At 59.6% G+C, this 20495-nt stretch carries 16 protein-coding genes; 7 read left to right on the forward strand and 9 right to left on the reverse strand.

Going from position 1 to position 20495, the window contains the following annotated elements; all coding sequences use genetic code 11:
- Nucleotides 1–15 precede the first annotated feature (15 nt).
- The gene (pvdQ, locus tag PMI01S_RS18680; protein WP_084321569.1) at nucleotides 16–2361 is read left to right on the forward strand and encodes a bifunctional acylase PvdQ; all 2346 of its coding nucleotides are present in this window, start codon (nucleotides 16–18) and stop codon (nucleotides 2359–2361) included.
- Nucleotides 2362–2414: 53 nt separating this feature from the next.
- On the opposite strand, the gene PMI01S_RS18685 is transcribed toward pvdQ, so the two are convergent.
- Together PMI01S_RS18685 and PMI01S_RS18690 are read right to left on the reverse strand one after the other, a co-directional pair.
- Entirely contained in the window at nucleotides 2415–3416 is a 1002-nt protein-coding gene (locus tag PMI01S_RS18685; protein ID WP_084321570.1) for a FecR family protein, read from the reverse strand.
- A 97-nt stretch (nucleotides 3417–3513) separates the two neighbouring features.
- Nucleotides 3514–8373: a dermonecrotic toxin domain-containing protein gene (locus PMI01S_RS18690; protein WP_084321571.1), complete on the reverse strand. Its 4860-nt coding sequence runs from the start codon at nucleotides 8371–8373 to the stop codon at nucleotides 3514–3516.
- Between the two features lie 230 nt (nucleotides 8374–8603).
- Here PMI01S_RS18690 and PMI01S_RS18695 point away from each other — a divergent pair, with 230 nt between their 5' ends.
- On the forward strand, nucleotides 8604–9632 hold the full coding sequence (locus tag PMI01S_RS18695; RefSeq protein ID WP_084321572.1) for an Ldh family oxidoreductase: 1029 nt from the start codon (nucleotides 8604–8606) through the stop codon (nucleotides 9630–9632).
- Nucleotides 9633–9771: 139 nt separating this feature from the next.
- Here the strand turns inward: PMI01S_RS18695 and PMI01S_RS18700 are convergent, their stop codons facing one another.
- On the reverse strand, nucleotides 9772–10089 hold the full coding sequence (locus tag PMI01S_RS18700; protein WP_084321573.1) for an ElaB/YgaM/YqjD family protein: 318 nt from the start codon (nucleotides 10087–10089) through the stop codon (nucleotides 9772–9774).
- A 164-nt stretch (nucleotides 10090–10253) separates the two neighbouring features.
- On the opposite strand from PMI01S_RS18700, the gene PMI01S_RS18705 reads away from it, so the two are divergent.
- Nucleotides 10254–10505 carry a hypothetical protein gene (locus tag PMI01S_RS18705; protein WP_007937833.1) on the forward strand — a complete coding sequence of 84 codons (252 nt, stop codon included), beginning with the start codon at nucleotides 10254–10256 and terminating at the stop codon, nucleotides 10503–10505.
- Nucleotides 10506–10514: 9 nt separating this feature from the next.
- Here PMI01S_RS18705 and PMI01S_RS18710 read toward each other — a convergent pair whose 3' ends face one another.
- Nucleotides 10515–11423, reverse strand: a complete 909-nt coding sequence (locus PMI01S_RS18710) for a LysR substrate-binding domain-containing protein (RefSeq protein WP_084321574.1) — start codon at nucleotides 11421–11423, stop codon at nucleotides 10515–10517.
- A gap of 84 nt (nucleotides 11424–11507) precedes the next feature.
- Here PMI01S_RS18710 and PMI01S_RS18715 point away from each other — a divergent pair, with 84 nt between their 5' ends.
- Nucleotides 11508–12431, forward strand: coding sequence for a carbon-nitrogen hydrolase family protein (locus PMI01S_RS18715; protein ID WP_084321636.1), 924 nt, complete (start codon nucleotides 11508–11510; stop codon nucleotides 12429–12431).
- A gap of 101 nt (nucleotides 12432–12532) precedes the next feature.
- Here PMI01S_RS18715 and PMI01S_RS18720 read toward each other — a convergent pair whose 3' ends face one another.
- From PMI01S_RS18720 to PMI01S_RS18735, 4 genes are all read right to left on the reverse strand, one after another.
- Nucleotides 12533–13078, reverse strand: a complete 546-nt coding sequence (locus tag PMI01S_RS18720; RefSeq protein WP_084321575.1) for a GNAT family N-acetyltransferase — start codon at nucleotides 13076–13078, stop codon at nucleotides 12533–12535.
- Between the two features lie 26 nt (nucleotides 13079–13104).
- The gene (locus PMI01S_RS18725) at nucleotides 13105–13578 is read right to left on the reverse strand and encodes an LEA/WHy family protein (RefSeq protein ID WP_084321576.1); all 474 of its coding nucleotides are present in this window, start codon (nucleotides 13576–13578) and stop codon (nucleotides 13105–13107) included.
- A gap of 56 nt (nucleotides 13579–13634) precedes the next feature.
- A complete protein-coding gene (locus PMI01S_RS18730; RefSeq protein WP_084321577.1) occupies nucleotides 13635–15107 on the reverse strand; it encodes a nucleobase:cation symporter-2 family protein in 1473 nt (490 codons plus the stop codon).
- A 191-nt stretch (nucleotides 15108–15298) separates the two neighbouring features.
- The gene (locus PMI01S_RS18735) at nucleotides 15299–16192 is read right to left on the reverse strand and encodes a LysR family transcriptional regulator (RefSeq protein ID WP_084321578.1); all 894 of its coding nucleotides are present in this window, start codon (nucleotides 16190–16192) and stop codon (nucleotides 15299–15301) included.
- 101 nt (nucleotides 16193–16293) lie between these two features.
- On the opposite strand from PMI01S_RS18735, the gene PMI01S_RS18740 reads away from it, so the two are divergent.
- Nucleotides 16294–17385, forward strand: a complete 1092-nt coding sequence (locus PMI01S_RS18740; RefSeq protein WP_084321637.1) for a polyamine ABC transporter substrate-binding protein — start codon at nucleotides 16294–16296, stop codon at nucleotides 17383–17385.
- A gap of 19 nt (nucleotides 17386–17404) precedes the next feature.
- A complete protein-coding gene (speB, locus tag PMI01S_RS18745; protein ID WP_084321579.1) occupies nucleotides 17405–18364 on the forward strand; it encodes an agmatinase in 960 nt (319 codons plus the stop codon).
- A gap of 106 nt (nucleotides 18365–18470) precedes the next feature.
- On the opposite strand, the gene PMI01S_RS18750 is transcribed toward speB, so the two are convergent.
- Nucleotides 18471–19523, reverse strand: a complete 1053-nt coding sequence (locus PMI01S_RS18750; protein ID WP_084321580.1) for an aldo/keto reductase — start codon at nucleotides 19521–19523, stop codon at nucleotides 18471–18473.
- A gap of 203 nt (nucleotides 19524–19726) precedes the next feature.
- On the opposite strand from PMI01S_RS18750, the gene PMI01S_RS18755 reads away from it, so the two are divergent.
- Nucleotides 19727–20443, forward strand: coding sequence for a helix-turn-helix transcriptional regulator (locus tag PMI01S_RS18755; RefSeq protein ID WP_084321581.1), 717 nt, complete (start codon nucleotides 19727–19729; stop codon nucleotides 20441–20443).
- Nucleotides 20444–20495: the final 52 nt, after the last annotated feature.

Consider the following 20495-nt stretch of genomic DNA (forward strand, 5'->3'; position numbering starts at 1 on the left):
GCATCAGGAGCGAGCGTGATTATTACCAGGCAATTAACCCGATTGAGCCTTGCCGCTGTGTTGGTGGGCTTGAGTCTTGCGGCAAACGCGCGCAGCCAGCCGGACCCGGCGACGGCCGATATCCGCCGGACCAGCTTCGGCGTGCCGCACATTCGCGCTGAAAACGAGCGTGGTCTGGGCTATGGCATCGGCTACGCCTACGCTCAGGACAATTTGTGCCTGTTGGCCAACGAAATCACCACGGTGAACGGCGAACGTTCACGGTACTTCGGCCCGGAGCAGTTCACGGTCGAAGAACGCGAAAACCAGGTCAGCGACGTCTTCTTCAACTGGCTGAATACACCGCAAGCCGTCTCTGCGTTCTGGCAGGCACAAACGCCGGAAGTCCGCGACCTCATTGAAGGGTATGTGGCGGGTTACAACCGTTCGCTGACGGAACGTCGCGCACAAGGTTTGCCGCAGCAATGCCAGGGCGAGTGGGTGCGGGACATCACCGCCCAGGACCTGGTCAAGTTGACCCGTCGCCTGCTGGTCGAAGGCGGCGTCGGGCAGTTTGCCGAAGCACTGGCCGGCGCCACGCCGCCCAAATCCGTCGCTGTAAACTCAGGCGGGTCAGCGTCGTTCCAGGTCGCCGATGTGCGCAGGCAGCGCTTCGCCCTCGATCGCGGTAGCAACGCCGTCGCGGTGGGCAGCGAGCGCTCGTTCAATGGCCGTGGCATGTTGCTGGCCAACCCGCATTTCCCTTGGGTCGGCGGGATGCGTTTCTATCAGATGCACCTGACCATTCCCGGCAAGCTGGACGTGATGGGCGCTGCGTTACCCGGCCTGCCGATGATCAACATCGGCTTCAATCAACACCTGGCCTGGACCCACACCGTGGATTCGTCCAAGCATTTCACCCTGTATCGCCTGCAACTCGATCCGAAGGATCCGACCCGCTACCTGCTCGACGGCAAGTCGTTGCCGATGAAGCAGCAGACCGTGACCATGAACGTGGAACAGCCTGACGGGCAGACCCGTGCGGTTTCGCACGTGGTCTATAGCTCGCAGTTCGGCCCGATTGTGCAATGGCCTGGAAAACTGGATTGGGATAACCAGTTCGCCTACAGCCTGCGCGACGCCAACCTCGATAACGACCGGGTGCTGCAGCAGTGGTATGCGATGAACCGCGCGGTCAGCCTCAAGGAATTGCAGGCCTCGGTCCACAAAATCCAGGGCATCCCGTGGGTCAACACCCTGGCGGCGGACGATCAGGGCCAGACGCTGTACATGAACCTGTCGGTGGTGCCGAACGTCAATGCCGACAAACTGGCCCAATGCAGCGATCCACGGGCCGGACTGGAACTGATCGTGCTCGACGGTTCCAGCAGCGCCTGTGCCTGGGACATCGACCCGGCGGCGGCGCAAAAAGGCATCTATGCATCGGACAAATTGCCACAACTGCTGCGCAAGGACTTCGTGCAGCACTCCAACGATTCGGCATGGATGGCCAACCCGGCGCAGCCGCTCACCGGCTTCTCGCCGTTGATCAGCCAGGACGGTCAGCCGTTGGGGCTACGGTCACGCTTTGCCCTGGATCGCCTCGGCACGTTGAACAAGGCCGGCCCGATCGGGGCGGCGGATCTGCAACGGATGGTGATGGACGATCAGGTGTATCAGGCGGCGCAAGTCATGCCGGACCTGCTGCAATTCTGCGCGGCGGACCTGGGCGCCGATGCGCCGACGCTCACACCGCTGTGTGCCAGCCTGAAGGCCTGGGATCGCAGTGCAAATCTGGACAGCGGCCTTGGTTTTGTCCATTTCCAGAACGTCATGGAATCATTGCAGGAAACGCCGGATGTCTGGCGGGTCGCGTTCGATCCGAAAGATCCGCAATACACACCGCGGGGCCTGGCGGTCGATCGTCCGGAGGTTGCGAAGGCCTTGCGTGAGGCGATGCTGGCGTCGGTGGAACGGATCAGCAAGTCGGGGCTCAAGCCCGACAGCCGGTGGGGCGATATCCAGGTGGTGAGCAGCGGCGGCCAGCAGACGCCGATTCATGGCGGGCCAGGCACACTGGGCGTTTACAACGCCATTCAGAGCGTGCCGAGAACCGATGGCAAACGCGAGGTGGTCAGCGGCACCAGCTACTTGCAGGTGGTGACCTTCGACGACAAGGGGCCGCAGGCCAAGGGGCTACTGGCGTTTTCGCTGTCCAGCGACCCGGCGTCGAAACATGCCAATGACCAGACGCTGGCCTTCTCGAAGAAACAGTTGAGCGTGTTGCCGTTCACCGAGCAGCAGATCACGTCGGATCCGCACTATCAGGTGCAGACGATCAATGAACAGGATGAAAAAGCCGGGAAGGTGGCCAAAAAGTAAAACGGTGCTAGAACGATGAAAAAAGGCCGCACCCCGCAAGGGTGGCGGCCTTTTCAGCTTTTCGGGGTTTGTTGCGGAATGGAGTTGAGGACCGGATTGCCGTCCTTGTTGCGAGTCAGGTAGACCGGCAACACCCTGGGCAGCGTCGCCACCAGGCTGTGAAGTTCCTTGATGTTGTAGATGCCGCCGAGGCGGATCGCGCCGGTGCTGTTGTCGGCCACCATCACGGGGTTTTCCAGATAGCGATTGATCAGGGGCAGGGCTTCGGATAACGCCAGGTCATCGAGCACCAGTTTGCCGTGGCGCCAGGCCAGCGATGTGTCATTGGCGTAGGTCTGGCTGATTTGCGGCGTGAAGTCGCCGTGTTTATAACGCGCCTGCATGGATGGCTCCAGACGCAAACCATCGCCCGGCAAGTCATCGTTGCTGCTGACCAGCACCGAACCTTCAATCAGGTTCACACGCACCTGATCCTCATACATCCAGACGTTGAATTTGGTCCCGGTGACCCGAATCCTGCCGTCCGCCGCCTTGACGATAAAAGGGTGGGTGGCGTCGTGGCTGACACTGAAAAACGCTTCGCCCTTCTCCAGCGTAACCCGGCGCTGATCCTTGTAATTGCTGAAGGTCAGTTCGGTGCCCAGGTTCAACTCGACCTGACTGCCATCGCTCAGGGTGATCTGGCGGATTGCGTTGCCGGCCTCGAAATGCTGGTACGAATTGGGCAGCAAACCCAGGTTCCAGCCACTGTACGCCGCCAGTGGCAACGCCAGGGCGCAAACGGCGGCAGCAATGCCAACGGTGCGCCAAGGCGTTGCAGGCTTGGCGCGAGTGATGGGCACGACGGTCTCAAGACGCGGCAAATCTTCGGCGACTTCCCAGATCTCCAACATCGCCTCGTACTCGAACGCATGCAGCGGATGCGCGTCCCGCCACTGCTCGAAGGCTTGGCGCTCTTGCGCAGTGCAATCGCTGGCATGAAGACGCATGCACCAGTGCGCAGCGGCGTCGGTGACGGCGTCATAGTCGGCTTGTGAGAGAGGGCTGTCGGTCATTGACTCATCCTGATTTCCTGCATTCTAACCTTGAGGGCAGTCTGCGAGAACAGCCGTCATGGCATTTACCCATCAAACGCCTGTTTATTTTCTGTAATCAAGGGGTATCGACGTGTAACTGACGTCCGAGATGACTGATCAACCAGGCCACGCTGTCGGCATTGGCGAGCAGCACGTCGAGTCGGATCAGTGAGTTATTCTTGAAAACAGTACGGGCACCGCTCAGATTGTCTGCACCGGTCAAGGCAAGGACACGCTCCTTGATGTGGTCGGTTTCTTCATAAGAAGTGCTCCCCAGCTCTTCCCATACGCCTGTATCGGCATCCTGGTTCATAAACAGCTGAGTGTAGGGCGTCTTGACTGACAGAGCGGTGCCTTGAAGTTCGGCCAATGCATCTTTCAGCTCACGGGCGCGAGGGCTGACCGTACCTATCAGATCGACGAAGGGCCTGCCGGAATCGAGGTAGGCGATGTCGGCAGTCTGGCAGGAGATATGCGACAGCTCATGAATAAGAGTCGCTGCTCGTGAATGGGTGTCAACAGGGAAGGCCGCGTCGGAAAGATGCTCACGGTAGTAATCGAACTTGGGGGAGAAGAATTTTTCTGCCAGATAGATTTTATTCTTTATGTCTGTTGCAACGGTGAAGGCGAAAATATTGTCCTCGTCCTCAACCACCCTGCCGATCGCAAAGCGGCTGGAGTCCTGCTTTCTGAGCGTAGGGTCCAGCAGGGCTGCAAATATATCGCCTACCACTTTTTCGAGCTTTTCCACATGTTCGGGCAACACGGTAGGCACATGGATAAAGTCCATGATGAGTTGATGCGCTGGAGTGACCGTGCCGCCAGGAGTTTTCAACAATTGCAGGTTACGAAAACTGTTCCAGGCATAAGTGGTTGCCAGGTCCAGCGCTTCGTCTATCTGTCGGGCCCTTTGCGGAAACACTCGACGGATCTGCGGCATTCCACGGGCGTCGACATTCATGCTTTCCCAGACCGAGAGCCTGGTCTGCAAACGGTTGGCGAGGCCGAAGCGGGGCGCTGATGCTTCCCTGTTCAGTTCCCATTGCTTCGAGGTGTTTAGAATCAGATGAGGACCACGGGTTTTTTCATCGCTGATGCGCCAGTGCGTGCCGTGTCTGGCGACTGGATACACTTTGCCTTCAACCGGCCCGTAGAGTTGTTTTGTTGTCGGATGCGTGTAGAGCCCGGTTGTTGAGTCGTGTTTCAGCGAACTCAGGTCGACATTGATATTTTCATGACGTTTCAAGCGGGTACGTTCGGGCGCGGTGATGTCGATGTCCTTCCATTTGCCGCGTGCGACAGACATGTGTGGCACCGGTGCAGCAGGCGCGATAGACGGCGGTGCCTGTGTTTCCAGCGATCCGCGCAGTGAGGCAAGTTGTGCGATACCGCTGATGAATTCCCTGATGGCCGCCGCCCATTTGTGGGTTTGCAGGTCCTCGGCTGATTGCTTGATGTCACGATAACTGCGCCATACCGTGACGGGGTAGGCGAGTTTGCCCATGAAAAACGAATACGCCTCGTGCAAGTCTTCGCCCAGCACGTGCTTGATGGTTGCCCACTCGCTCTGCTTTCTGTCATCGGACTGACAACCGAGCAATCGGCCCAACAACGCGACATTGTCATTGAGAAGCTGCCCGAACAGGTGCCCCTTGATGGGATGGGACGCCAGTGTGACTTCCGTCACGGGGGTGTCAGTGTTCTCCTGCGTGGCTCTCGCAACCCGGTTCGTGCGCGTCGCCATCCGGGTCTCCAGCATTATCCGGTCAGGATTCTCCAGGTTCATGAGGACCCAGTCGAGCAGTCCACCGCGCGTCTTCAGTTCTGTCAGCAGCTGTGTTTCGTTTTCGTATTCTTTTATCCCGTGCCGAGGACTGTGAGGTGCGACCAGCACCTGCCGCGTTGTGTTCTCGGCCGATGAGCCAATCAGATAGATGCCTGGGACTTTGACTGTCTGTCCCTTCCTGACACCCAGGAATTCAAGGGGACGGATGATCGCGCGGGCACCGTCGACTGCCGCACGGGCGATGGCGTCGGGCATGTCCATGACTTGGCATACCAGATCGAAGCCGGTTTCGCTCAGGCGTTCCTGCAGTTTTTCCGTGTGGGCGTAGTGCATCAATTGCCAGGGTAACTGCGTGTAAAACCGCTTTCGGCGATCCGCGTTTGCCGGCGTGTCTGCAAGGGCTTCGCTCAGTATTTTCTGTTGTTGCTCGCTCGGTTTGAGATCTCGTATCAGGTCCTTGATGTAGCGCTCGTCCATCCCCTCGGGAATCACAGTCGTATCAAGCGAAATCAGTTTGAAAAGACTCTGATCCACCTCCTTGATCGGCGACAGTGCAAATTCAGTCAGGGTCTGGGTGCTGGCTGCAGTGGTGGGGCGTGCGCTGATCTGGACCTGGACGTTGTCCGGATCGATGTTGAAGTCGTCTGCCTTGAGTTTGTCTTCAAGTGCCTGATGAGTCGTGCGCTGTAACGAGCGTAGGCCTGTCAGGTAGTCCTGGTCGTCCTTGACGTTATCAAGGTATTGCTGGAGCAGTTCGCCATGCAGCATCAGATCTTTGATGGACGCTCTGGCCAGCCATGCGGGCAGTTTTTGCTGAGTGGTCAGGGAGCGGGCAATGTCGTTCGCGCCGCGCAGACCCGTCAACGGTGAACGTAGCGCCACCAGGTCCAAAAGCCATGCGAGCGGCCCGGCAGAGAGCGGCGTCGCCAGTGCGCTGGCGACGTTTGGCTGATCCAGATGGACAAAGGGTTTTTGCAAGTGATCGAAAAAATACCCGAACACCCGTTGCAGCGGTGCCAGGGTGTAAGTCCTGCCGGCCAAGCGCTCGCTACGCCCCAGATTCTCGAGAAGAATTGAGCGATGATCGTTGTCCTTGAGGCGTCGATCGAGTTCGCTTTGCAGCGGTTTCAACGAGTTGAAGGCTTCAAACCCCAACGCAGGCGTCCATAAAATCGCCTTGCCGGAGTTCAATGGGTCCAGGCCTCCTCGTTCAGTCAGGACAAAACAACTGGCCAGCTTCAACGGGTCCGTGGCGTCGCTTGCCTTCAGCGCCAGGGAAAATACGTCCGGCAAAAAACCGCTCAATGCTGCGCGCTGCAAGTGCACCGGAGAGTCGAGTACGGTTTTGATAATCGCTTGTTCCGTCGCACCGAGGGTTCGCGTAACAGCCCGCAGCTTCAGTTCACTGCGTAATGCCGTCGACAAGGTATGAGTAAAACTCGATTGCAGACTCGCCAGGGAAGACGCGACAAGGTTTTGTGCATCGGCTACCGATTCGGTTGTGGCGGGAATCGCGGGGTGGTTTTCGAGGACTTGATCGAGAGCCTTCTCAACAGAGTCGAGCAGTGCCAACTCCGTTTTGGCCGACTCGGCGCGCACGGTAGCCGGCTGCGCGCTCCAGCGCTGGTCCACTCGTGTACTCCAGCGTCCTGAGGCATCGGTGCTCAGCAGTCGATCATCGATCAATCCGCGGACATCCAGCGCCTTGTCGATCAACGCATGAGGGTCCAGTGTGCCTTCGCTGTCGCGGAAGCGGCTCAAGGCATGGCCAAGGTTATCCCGTTGCTTGCCAAGGATGTCGGTCATGAGTTGTTCAAACACCGAGCCGATGATCGGTTGACCCTCGATGACGCGATCATCCGGTGCCAGCGCAAGAAAGGTGGCGCGTTCGTCCAGTGACATGAAATTGAGCAGCGTGTCTTCATGCCCCTCGCTTTTCATCATTTGCAGCACGATGTTTTTGACTGTGGGCAGATTGCTCGTCGCCTCGATGCCTCTGGACTGGGTGTACAGGAAACCCAGGGTGTCGGTGCTCCCGATCATCAAGGTCGAAGCCAACTCGACAAAATGCTTGAAGGGCGCGGTAACCCGCACTTTTTCGATGCGTAAAGGATTGGCCGCAGCAGACGCGAAGCTGGCGCTCATCAATGGCAGGTATTCCTGCGTCGTTAAAGTGCCTTGCTGACGCAGGAGCAACAGTTTGTAGTGAAAGGTATCGCGCATGCTCTCGCTGAAATACGCGAAAGGTGAAAGCCCATTGCTCATGGGCGTGTTCCAGAATGAGTCGAGCAGGCTGTGCAAATGGGGCGTAAAGCTCTGCGCGACCTCTTTGACCGTGCTTTCCCAGGCATGGTTGTCGGCGTCGCTGCTCACGCCGTGTTCGGGATGGGCGAAGACCCTGGAAACACCCGCGGGCCACTGATTGGTCAGGTAGAAATGCATAAGCGCATCGCTCAGTGATGACGAGGAAATCGTATGGAGATAATCGTCGTCATCGAAGGCAGAAACCGTGTTGATAAAGCTCTTCAGTTGAGTCAGTCGTTGGTCCAGTTTGGGAAACACTTGGCGTAACGCGTTCTGGAGCGTCTGATCAAGCATCGATTGCAATGTCGGCGTCTTGACCAGCTCGCTCAGCATCGTCTTGATGTTTTGCTCCTGGTTGTGTCCGAGGATTTGCTCCTGATTCGGAAACACGGCTCCTTCAATCTCTTTGGTGGAGATATCCAGCGCAAGAGGATCCGGTAAAGCGCAGCGTTGATCGATGGACAGGAAGCGCAGCAGTTCTCGCTTTCCAGTGGCCTGCGCCAGCCACTGCTTGAGTTTGCTTTTGAGATCAGCCATGTCTGCGAATTTGATCAGGCCTTTCCACGGTGTATAGAGCGTTACCTCTGCGCCGTCGGGGCGGCTCATGGCGAAAGCCCCGGCCAGTGGGATATCCGTCTTGCCCGTTACGCTCAGCAGTAACTGGTAGACGTGCATGGCATCTTTTTTTTGCGCGATACGGGCAGCGTGGGTGGCCAGGTACACGTTTTTCAGCCACTTCAGGTCGTCCATCGTGAAGGTCAACGCTTTTTCGCGATCACCGGGCTGCCTGGCATTGGAGGCGCGTTCTGCCTCGTCGAAAAAATAGGGCAATGAGGGTTCGTTCATGTTTTTCCTCGATGTGCTGCGATCGGCTGTGAATCGCGAGCGATTGGATTGAGGAAAAACAGTACGGTCGTTGAAAGGCTTCGGTGCGGTACATATTGCTTGTGTCGAACAGGCGGTCAAGACTTGACAGCACGCCGGTAAAACAGCGCTTAATCGACGACTGTTTTCGGTTGCGTTGCAACCTCGTTTCACCCTGTTGCCCGTACTCAAAAATAAAACTGGAGCTTCAGATGACCGCTACACCCGAAATGGCCGCCAACACTCTCGATTTCGACGCGCTCGTTGTTTTGCTTGAACAGATTTTTTTGCGTCACGGCACCTCTGCCGATGTCGCCAGGACGCTGGCCCTCAACTGTGCCGGCGCCGAACGCGATGGTGCCCACAGCCATGGCGTGTTCCGTATTCCCGGTTATGTGTCGACGCTGAAAAGCGGCTGGGTCAATGGTAAGGCCGTGCCGGTGATCGAGGACGTGGCGTCGGGTTTTGTCCGGGTCGACGCCGGCAACGGTTTCGCTCAACCGGCGCTCGCCGCTGCCCGCGCCTTGTTGGTGGAAAAGGCTCGAAGCGCAGGGATTGCGGTGTTGGCGATTCGTAATTCCCATCACTTCGCGGCGTTGTGGCCGGATGTCGAGCCGTTCGCCTATGAAGGGCTGGTGGCGTTGAGCGTGGTCAATAGCATGACCTGCGTGGTGCCGCACGGCGCCGATCGTCCGCTGTTCGGCACCAACCCGATCGCCTTCGCCGCCCCGCGAGCGGACGGTGAGCCGATCGTCTTCGATCTGGCCACCAGTGCCATTGCCCACGGCGATGTGCAGATCGCCGCACGCAAGGGTGAGCGTTTGCCGGCGGGCATGGGCGTGGATGGCCTCGGTCAGCCGACTCAGGACCCGAAAGCGATTCTTGAAGGCGGAGCGTTGCTGCCGTTTGGCGGGCATAAAGGTTCGGCGCTGTCGATGATGGTGGAGCTGTTGGCGGCGGCGTTGACCGGCGGCAACTTCTCGTTCGAGTTCGACTGGAAGAACCACCCGGGTGCGAAAACACCATGGACCGGCCAACTGTTGATCGTGATCGATCCGAGCAAGGCCGCCGGGCAGAACTTTGCCGAGCGCAGTCAGGAGCTGGTGCGGCAGATGCACGGTGTGGGACTTAAGCGGTTGCCGGGTGATCGACGCCATCATCAGCGGGCGAAGTCCGGCGTGAATGGTATTCAGCTGGACGCGGAGACGCTGGCGAATTTGCGGGAGTTGGCCGGAATGTAGCGTCGAGGCACTGACTCTGTAGGAGCCGGCTTGCTGGCGATGGCCGCGGATCAGTCGATGTAGGTGTCGGCTGATTGTCCGCTATCGCCAGCAAGCCGGTTCCTACAGGAACCGTATTTCAATACTTGATATCGCGGGCTTAACGCCGGCCCAGCAACAACCCGACGACCAGACCAAACCCGGCGGAAATGGCCACGGTCTGCCATGGATGCCCGCCAATGTAGGTTTCAGTGGCTTCGACCGCCGGAAGGGTCCGGTCTCGAACGCGGGTGACCGAGTCCCGTGCCTGCTGGAGTTTCTGGGCGATTTGTCCGCGAAGCGTGTCGGCTTCTTCGCCGACCAGTGACGCGCTGCTCTTGAGCAGCTTTTCCGACTCTTCAATCAGCGACTGAAGTTCGCTGAAAGCCTGGTCCTTGATTTGGTCTTCGGCGACTTGTGCGGCAGTTTTCCGGGCCATGAGGTACTCCTTGCAAGTGAATAAGCAGTGAACAATGGAGTTCGCCGCAACGGTAAAAGTTGCAGTGATTTTGCGCCCGAACGCCATCCTGTAGAAAAATCCAGCGCAGGACATTTCTTCCTACAGTGTAAGATGTCGCCTATTTACGCAGCAGGTAATTCCCCATGAGCTTCAATCTGGCCGACAAACCCCTTGCCGAGCGCGCAGCGCTTGAAGACGAGAAATCCCGTCTGTTCGAACTCTGGCAAAACAACCTGGGCAAAGCCAAGGGCGAGGCTGCGCGGTTGTTCGGCGAGCGCGCCAAGCGCAAAGGCAAATGGGCCGAATGGGTCCGTTCTGAACTCGACGGCATGTCGCCCCCGGAATTCGCGAACATGGTGCGCAGTGAAGTCAATCGGTTGATGGCGGCCAAGTAAGGCCGAACCTCACGCAAAAATCGCGACAATCGCCTCCCGCACTTTCAACACCACCGGATCGAGCTGAGTGCTGGTGCGCCAGCCCAGTTCGATCGGGTAGCGCGGCAACGCCAAAGGGCAGGGCAGCAGCGCCAGCCCGGTGAGTGCTGCAAGGCTTCGAGCGGCATGCGCCGGAATGGTCGCCACCGCCTGACTGCCCTTGAGCAAATGCGGCAACGCTGCGAAATGCGTGGTCGAAGCGCAGACCCGCCGGCTCAGGCCCAACGCGGCCAGCCCTTCGTCGGTGATCCCGATAAAGCCACCCGATGACACCAGAATATGTTCACGGGTGACGAACGTCTCAAGGTCTAGGGTGTGCTGTCCCTCGACCAGACTGATCGGGTCGACCAGACACAGATAATCGCCTTCACCCAGCACCCGACGACTGAGCAACCGTTCGGCAAATCCGCCGGCCGTGATGGCCAGATCGATGCTGCGTTCCATTAGCGCCTGCGCGACGATCTGACTGTGAGTCTGACGGAAGATCAGCCGTAGCTTCGGCGCGCAGCGGGCGATTTCCTCGATCAAGCGACGCCCGTAGGCGATTTCGAAATCATCTGACAAACCGACCGTGACCGAGCGGCCGTCGTAGTGATCGGTGGTCGGATCGACCATCGCCAGGCTCTGTCGGCATTTGTTCAGGGCATCGCTGATCACCGGTTTCAACTGATTGGCCTTGAGCGTCGGCGCAAGGCCTCGTCCTGTGCGTACGAACAATTGATCGCCGTACACATCGCGCAGCCGGCGCAATGCCGCGCTGACCGCCGATTGCGTCACGCCCAGACGCAACGCCGCACGGCTGGCGCTGGACTCTTCATGCAAGGCTTCGAAGACTTTGAGCAGATTGAGATCGATGGTGGCGATATTCATTTTATTCATATCATTCATAAGCAGGTTGGTCTTTATTCATGATCCCGTGGCGCCTGAGAATGAGCAACACCTGATATGAACGGAGTGACCGCGATGCCCAAGTCAATCGTTGCTGCACTGCAAATAGGCGCCTTGCCCGGCGGTAAGGCCGAGACGCTGGAACAGATCCTCTCGTATGAAAACGCCATTGCTGAGTCCGGCGCGGCGCTGGTGGTGATGCCCGAAGCGTTGCTGGGCGGATACCCGAAAGGTGAGGGGTTTGGCACCCAACTGGGGTATCGCCTGCCGGAAGGGCGTGAAGCCTTTGCCCGTTATTTCGCCAACGCCATCGATGTGCCCGGGGCGGAAACCGAAGCGCTGGCCGGGCTGTCGGCGCGTACGGGCGCCAACCTGGTGATCGGAGTGATCGAGCGCGCTGGCAACACGTTGTATTGCACCGCGCTGTATTTCGATCCGCAGGCCGGGCTGGTGGCAAAGCACCGCAAGCTGATGCCAACCGGCACTGAGCGGCTGATCTGGGGCAAGGGCGATGGCTCGACGTTACCGGTGATCGACAGTCAGGTCGGGCGGATCGGTGCGGTGGTGTGCTGGGAAAACATGATGCCGCTGCTGCGTACCGCGATGTACGCCAAAGGCGTGGAGGTGTGGTGCGCGCCAACGGTGGATGAGCGGGAGATGTGGCAGGTCAGCATGCGCCACATCGCCCATGAAGGCCGCTGCTTTGTGGTCAGCGCCTGCCAGGTTCAGGACTCGCCGCAAGCGCTCGGGGTGGAGATTGCCAACTGGCCGGCGGACCGGCCGTTGATTGCCGGTGGCAGCGTCATCGTCGGGCCGATGGGCGATATTCTGGCCGGGCCGTTGCGGGGAACGCGCGGATTGCTCACCGCTGAAATTGACACAGACGACCTGGTCCGCGCGCGTTACGACTTCGACGTCGTCGGCCACTATGCGCGCCCGGATGTGTTCGAGTTGACGGTGGATGAGCGCGCCAAACCCGGTGTCCGGTTCAACACTTGACGTATGTGGGAGCGGGCTTGCTCGCGAAACGGTGTGTCAGCTAGCAAAGATGTTGGCTGACACACCGCCTTCGCGAGCAAGCCCGCTCCCACACCGGATCTTCAGCGCTGCTGAAGCCACTCTTCCCGGGTGATTTCCCAGATTTCCCTGGGGAACCGCCCGCCGACAAAATCGCCCTCATCAGTGCGGATCAAGCGCATGCCGGTGCGTTCCGAGAGTTTGCGCGAGCCGATATTGGGCGCTGCTTTCGGCACCCGCAGGACCGTCCGGCCGAGCGTTTCGAACCAGTATTCGGTCACGGCGGCACTGGCTTCAGTCATCAGACCCTGGGCTTGCCATGGCGGACCCAGCCAGAATCCGCGGTGGTTGTCCTGTTCATCCATGAGGCTGACATTGCCGATCAGTTGTTCCGGCGCGGACTTCAACCGCATCGACCAGTGCCACTCTTTGCCCGCAGCCATCGCCGGCAACGCAATATCGCGTAAATAGGTCAAGGCACCGTCAGCGGGATAGGGCCAAGGCACGAGCGCGTTCAGATACTGCACCACTTTCCAGTGTGCGAACTGCTGTTGAATGCCGTCGGCATCGGCCAATTCCAACGGGCGTAAAATCAAGCGTTCGGTGTACAGCGTGGGGATGGCGTCCATGTGTTGCGCAACTCCTTGATGCGAATTTACCAGGTGCCGGTCGTCGCTCCCGGCAAACTGAGCTTGCCACTGTCGGTAAACCGCATCGTGCCAAACAAGCCGCCGGCCAGTTTGCCGCGCAAGACATAAGGCAGGTTGTTCAGCGTTTGAGTCTGGCTCAGGCCCAGTGTCTGACGCAGCACCGAGAACGCCGAAACGCTCACCGGCACGGTCAGTACTGTCTCGGAAAAGCGCCCGATCGAGCCCGACTGATCACTGACCCCGGAGGCGAGGGGCTGGCCGTTGACTGACAGGTCCACCGCCACGCCGTTGTAGTGGATGGCGGTTTCATTGGGATTCTGTACGCGGATTTTCACCGCGAAACGCACTTCCATGTCCTGACTCTGTAGCGGTTCGAAACCGACCACATTGATGTTCAGCGGGTCGCGATTGGGCAACAGGGCGCAGGCGCTCAGGGACAATAAAAGAAGGGAAAGGACAACGGCGTGGACACTGCGCATGGACATGCTCTCTTGAAGAAAAGGCCGAACCCCTCGTGGCTCGGCCTTGAGCGAGTCTAGCGGTTCAGCTGTGCGACAACCGCAGGCGTAGCGGGTTCACCTTTGGCCGGCACGTCCGGGTTTTCCATGACCTGGAGTATCGAGGCTTCGGGATCGAAATCGTCTTCTTCCAACTCGATGAATTCCTCGGGCAGGAAGATATTCAGCACGATAGCGCACAACGCGCCCACGGTGATCGGCGATTCGAAGATGTTGTGCAGCGCTTTCGGCAACTCGCGCAGCACCTCCGGCACGGCCGCCACACCCAGGCCCATGCCGAGGGAAATCGCCACGATCAGCATGTTGCGCCGATGCAGGCCGGCTTCGGCGAGAATCTTGATGCCGGCCACCGCCACGGTGCCGAACATCACCAGCTCGGCGCCACCGAGCACCGGTTTGGGCATCAGTTGCAGCACCGCGCCGATCATCGGGAACAACCCCAGTACCACCAGCAGACCGGCAATGAAAAACGCCACGTAGCGGCTGGCCACGCCGGTCAGTTGAATCACGCCGTTGTTCTGCGCGAAAGTCACCATCGGCATGCTGTTGAACACGGCTGCCATGGCCGAGTTGAGACCGTCGGCGAGCAGACCGGACTTGATCCGGCGGATGTAGATCGGACCTTTGACCGGCTGCCGGGAAATCATCAAGTTGGCGGTCAGATCACCGGCAGCCTCCAGCGGCGATACCAGGAAAATCACTGCCACCGGCACGAACGCCACCCAGTCGAAGTTGAACCCGTATTTGAACGGCACCGGCACGCTCATCAGCGGCACGTCGGGCATGCTGCCGAAATCCACGTGGCCCATGAGCCAGGCGACGACATAACCGAAAGTCAGGCCGATCACGATCGCCCCGAGGCGCAGGAATGGCACGTCGACCCGGTTCAATATCACGATGGTGCCCAGCACCAATGCCGCCAACGCCAGATGACTGGCCGCGCCGAGATCCGTCGCGCCGAAGCCGCCGGCGATATCGGTCATGGCGACTTTGATCAGCGACAGCCCCATCAGCGTGATGATCGTCCCGGTCACCACGGGTGTGATCAGCATCCGCAGCTTGCCGATGAACTGGCTCAACACCACTTCAATGAACGCGGCGAAAAAACACACGCCAAAGATCGTCGAAAGAATTTCATCGGTGCCGCCGCCGCGAGCCTTGACCATGAAGCCGGCGCTGAGGATCACGCTGATGAACGAAAAACTGGTGCCTTGCAGGCACAGTAAACCGGAGCCGATCGGGCCGAACCGGCGTGCCTGGACGAAGGTGCCCAGGCCCGAGACGAACAGCGCCATGCTGATCAGGTAGGGGATTTCGCTTTGCAGGCCGAGGGCGCTGCCCATGATCAGGGTCGGGGTGATGATGCCGACGAAACTGGCGAGTACGTGTTGCAGGGCGGCGAAGACGGTGGCGGTCAAATGCGGGCGGTCGTCGAGGCCGTAAATCAAGTCGCTGTGGCGCGGGGCAGGGGATTTTTCAGAGGCGGTCATGGTGGTCTGCGTGCCGAAAGGCGGGCCGGGTCAGAAAATGGACGCGCAGGATGCCAGAAAATCTGTCGATGTACACAAAACCCTGTGGGAGCGGGCGTGCTCGCGAATGCGCTGTGTCATTCAGTATGAGATGTTGACTGACACACCGCATTCGCGAGCACGCCCGCTCCCACAAGGGGTCGCGGTGTTCCTCAGGCAAACGCCTTCAATAGATCCTCTTCAAACGCTTTCTGCGCATCCCCCGGGACCTGCGCACGATGGCGAGCCAGATGGAAAGCCACGTCGAAACTCATGTCGCTGCGGCGCACGGCCCGAAGCAACCCTTTGTCCTCCCAGCTGCGGGCAAAGTGGCTAGGCAGATAACCGACATGCTTGCCGGACAAAATGAAGGCGAGGGTGCCTTCGACCTGTTCCGAGCGCGCCGAGCACCGCTTGCCCTGGAAGGGTTCATCGCTGCGCAGAAAGCGGTAAGGGTGATCCACCCGGTCGCAGGCCTGCAACGCGTGATCGTCCGGCGCATCGTTGGTGAACAGCGGATGGCCGGGGGCGCAGTACAAGTGTTGGGTTTCGCTGAACAGTTCGCGGTAGTCAAACGCGCTCTGCACCTGTGAGAAATAACCGATGGCCAGGTCCAGCCGTTGTTGCAGCAGCAAGCGTTCCATTTCACCGGGCATGGCGCTGATCAGCTCGATGCGCACCGACTCATCGCGTTCGCGAAAGCGGCGGATCGCTTCGGCCACTCGTTGCAGCACCGATTGATCAACGGCTTCGGACAACCCAAGACGCACCTCGCCGATCAAGCGGCCGGCCACGCCATTGGATTGATGGCGGAACGCTTCGATGGACTCGAACAGTCCCCGCGTCGCGATCAGCAGTTGTTCGCCTTTGGGAGTGATCCTGAATCCGCCCTTGCCGCGACTGCACAGTCGATAACCGAGCCGGGTTTCGAGCCTGGCCATTTGCTGGCTGATGCTCGATTGGCTCAGCCCCAGCTCACCCTGGGCCGCGCTGAAACCGCCGCATTCCACCACGCTGACGAACAGACGCAGCAAATGCAGATCCACATCGTGAAGCTGGCCGAGCATCAAACATTACTCCGCAATAAAGTCAGGATAATTGACTTGGTATTTTTCCAATGTATCCGGCGACGCATGCTGCAGCCACTTCCTCTGGTCAGGTGTTCGTCATGGGTCCTTCATTCAAGCTGTGTTTACCCGCGCTGTTCCTTTCCATGGCGGTTTCGGCCCAGGCCGAGGAGAACGTCGTCAATCTCTACAGCTGGGCCGATTACGTGGCGCCGGAAACCTTGCAGCGCTTCGAGCGCGAAACCGGCATTCACGTGCGCTACGACACCTTCGACTCCTCGGAAGTCCTGGAAACCAAGCTGCTCACAGGCGGCAGTGGTTACGACGTGGTGGTGCCGTCGTCCAGCGTGCTGGCGCGCGGGTTGGCGGCCGGTGCGCTGAAGGCGATTCCCCACGAAGGCCTCAAGGGCTACGCCAACCTCGATCCGGAGATGCTGGAAAAACTCGCCACGGTCGATCCCGGCAATCGCTATGGCGTGCCCTATACCTGGGGCACTTTGGGGCTCGGGATGAATGTCGAAGCGGTGAAAAAGCGTTTGCCGGATGTGCCGCTCAACAGCCTCGACCTGCTGTTCAAACCCGAATACGCCAGCAAGCTGAAAGATTGCGGTGTGGCGATCATCGATTCGCCGCAGGAAGTGATCGGCCTGGCGCTGCACTATCTCGGTAAAGATCCCTACAGCACCGACAAGTCTGATCTGTCAGCCGCCGAGGCGCTGTTGCATCAGCTTCAGCCGAATGTGCTGTACGTCGCCAGCGGTCGGCAAATCAACGACCTGGCCAATGGCAGCGTTTGCCTGGCGTTGACCTACAACGGTGACGCCAGCATGGCCGCCGATCAGGCGCGCAAGGCCAACAAACCCTACGAAGTGGCGTACCGGATTCCGAAGGAAGGCACGCTGGTCTGGCAGGACAACCTGGCGATTCCCAAGGATGCACCGCACCCTGAAGCGGCCCGCGCCTTCATCGAATTCATGTTGCGTCCCGAATCCGTGGCGGTGCTGACCAATACGCTGTTCTTCGCCACGGCCAACCAGGCCGCCACACCGCTGGTGGATGAGGCGGTGCGCACCGATCCGGATATTTACCCGCTCGCCGATGTGCGCGAACGGCTGTACGCCGATCGCAGCATGAGCCTCAAGGACATGCGTCAGCGCACCCGTTTGTGGACCACTTTCCGTAGCCGCCAATAACTAAAACAAGGAGAAACTGATGGACGTCCCAGTACAAAACGATCAGGCCATGACCCGCGACAGCCTCTACGGGACTGCCGCCGAAAGTACCTACGCCGGCATCACCAGTTTCATGCGCCGGCGCTACAGCCGCGACTTGCGCGGTGTTGATGTGGCCGTCAGCGGCGTGCCGTTCGATACCGCCACCAGCAACCGCCCCGGCGCGCGTTTCGGACCCCGTGGCATTCGTGCGGCGTCCACCGGGATTGCCTGGGAACGCCACTGGCCGTGGGCGTTCGATCCGTTTGATCACCTCGCCGTGATCGACTACGGCGACTGCGACTTCGATTACGGCTCGCCGCAGTCGGTGCCGGAAAGCATTGAAGCCCATGCCGAGCACATTCTGAATGCCGGTTGCGCGATGCTGACGTTTGGCGGCGATCATTTCATCAGCTACCCGCTGCTCAAGGCCCACGCCCGTAAACACGGGGCGCTGTCGCTGATCCATTTCGACGCCCACAGCGACACCTGGCCGGACGAAGAGGGCAAGCGCGTCGATCACGGCACGATGTTCTGGCACGCGGCCAAGGAAGGTTTGGTGGACCCGTCGCGCTCGGTGCAGATCGGCTTGCGCACCACCAATGATGATCATCAAGGTTTTCAGGTACTGGATGCGCGGCATGTGCATCGCCGTGGGGTAGATGCGATTGTCGAAGCCATTCGGGCACGGGTCGGCGACAACCCGGTGTACCTGACGTTCGACATCGACTGCCTCGACCCGGCCTTCGCCCCCGGCACCGGAACGCCGGTGTGCGGCGGTTTGAGCACGGTACAGGCGCTGGAGATCCTTGGCGGGTTGCGCGGGATCAATCTGGTGGGGATGGACGTGGTGGAGGTGGCGCCAGCCTACGACAGTGCGGACATTACCTCACTGGCGGCGGCGACATTGGCGATGGAGATGCTGTGTTTGTATGCGGCCAAACATAAGGTCGATCGGTAGGGCTTCCGACGCCATCGCCAGCAAGTCGGCTCCTACAGAGTGTGGCCGAACACAACAGGTGTGACCGCCACAAAACTGTAGGAGCCGACTTGCTGGCGATGCTTTTTCAGGCGACCGGGATGATTGGCAGATCCAGGGTTCCGCCGCCGCCAAACCGTGATACAGAACCGGCAATGGATTCATGCGGCACACCCTTCGGCACGTCACTGATTCCATCCAGCCGCGCCAACTGTTCTGCACTCACCTGCACATTCAACGCCCCCAACGTCGCATCCAGCTGCTCACGCGTACGCGAACCCAGAATCGGAATCAGCGCGGTCGTCGAGCGTTGGGCTTTTTCCCGCAACCAGGCAATGGCCACATGCGTCGGGCTGGCGCCCAGCTCCGTTGCGACAGCGATCAAGGTGTCGAGCAGAGCGGTTTCGCGGGCGCTTTTCTCGGCGTGCACCAGCATGCCCAGTTTGGCGGCACGGTTGTTCTCGTCGCTGGAACGGTATTTGCCAGTCAGGAACCCGCCACCCAACGGCGACCATAAGGTCGCAGCCAGACCCAACGCTTCGGCCATCGGCAGTTGCTCACGTTCGGCCGTGCGTTCGGCGAGGCTGTACTCGACCTGAATGGCGGCAATCGGCGCAAAACCGCGCACTTCGGCCAGCAGGTCGGCCCGGGCGATTCGCCATGCCGGGAAGTTCGACAGTCCGGCGTAATGAATCTTGCCGGCGCGCACCAGATCATCGAAACCGCGCAAGATCTCTTCCATGGGCGTGACACCGTCGCTCATGTGCGCCCAGAAAAGGTCGATGTGATCGGTCTTGAGCCGTGTCAGGCTTTCTTCCACGGCGCGAACCATGTTCTTGCGGTTGTTGCCGGTGTGGGAAATGCCCGCAGCGGGCGTAGTCCCCAAGGTGTATTTGGTGGCGATGACCAGGCGATCGCGTTCCGGGGCGATGAAGTCGCTGAGCATGGCTTCCGACTGCCCGCCCTGATAACCGTTGGCGGTGTCGATGAAATTGCCGCCGGCCTCCAGGTAACCGTCAAATATGCGTTTGGCTTCATCGCGCTCGGCGCCATGGCCCCAGCCCGTACCAAAGTTACCGGCGCCCAGCGCCAGTTCCGAGACACGCAAGCCGGTTTTTCGGCCGAAGACTTTGTAATGCATGGGATGACTCCTGAAGGAAAGGCGCAGTGACCGAGCATAGATGTCGCTAGACATGTATTAAAGATGATTACTGTCATGTATTCCGTCAAGGCGCTTTTTCAACCGTGAGAAAAGGGCTGATCAGCGGGCGTATCGCTACTGCCATTTTCTGACAGGGCACTCTGCTAAGCTCCGATCTCTTTTCCGGACAGAGCCCGCCGATCGTGTCTCGCACAACGCGTTTATTGACCCTGTTGCAAGTGCTGCGGGGCAAGAGTCGCCCGGTTACGGCAGCGACCCTTGCCGGCGAACTGGAGATTTCCGAGCGTACGCTCTACCGCGATATTGCGGAACTCACCGCACTTGGCGCGCCGATCTACGGTGAGGCGGGCATCGGTTACGTGTTGCGTAGCGGTTTGTTCCTGCCGCCGTTGATGCTCAACGCCGACGAAACCGAAGCCATCGTGCTGGGGCTGCGCTACGTGGATCAGCGCGGTGATGAGGTGTTGAGCAAGGCGGCGGCGGATGCGCTGGCCAAGATTGCTGCGGTGCTCGCGCCCGAGGCGCTGGACGCGTTGCGCAACCCGACGGTACTGCCGGGCCCTCCCGGTTATGGCTTTGCGCCCAACGCCGTGGCGCTGAATGTGTTCCGTCAGGCGATCCGCAACCAGGCCAAGTTGCACATCGACTATGCAGACGCCCAACAAGTGCCCAGTCAGCGGTTGATCTGGCCGCTGGCGCTGGGGTTTCTCAACGAGGTGCGAATCATCGTCGCCTGGTGTGAACTGCGCAGCGCCTATCGGACGTTTCGCACCGACCGGATTTCGGCGGCGAACGAGCAGGGGGAGCGTTATCCGGGGCGGCGTGGTGACCTGCTGCGTACCTGGCGCAAGCAGATGCAACTCGATGAAGCGGGGCGTTTCACTCCTGACAAGAACTGACACAGGCATGTTTTAGCATGGCTCCAGAATCAACCAACAAGGAGTTATAAAC

The sequence above is a fragment of the Pseudomonas migulae NBRC 103157 genome, assembly GCF_002091715.1.
In the GTDB taxonomy this organism is placed as follows: domain Bacteria; phylum Pseudomonadota; class Gammaproteobacteria; order Pseudomonadales; family Pseudomonadaceae; genus Aquipseudomonas; species Aquipseudomonas migulae_A.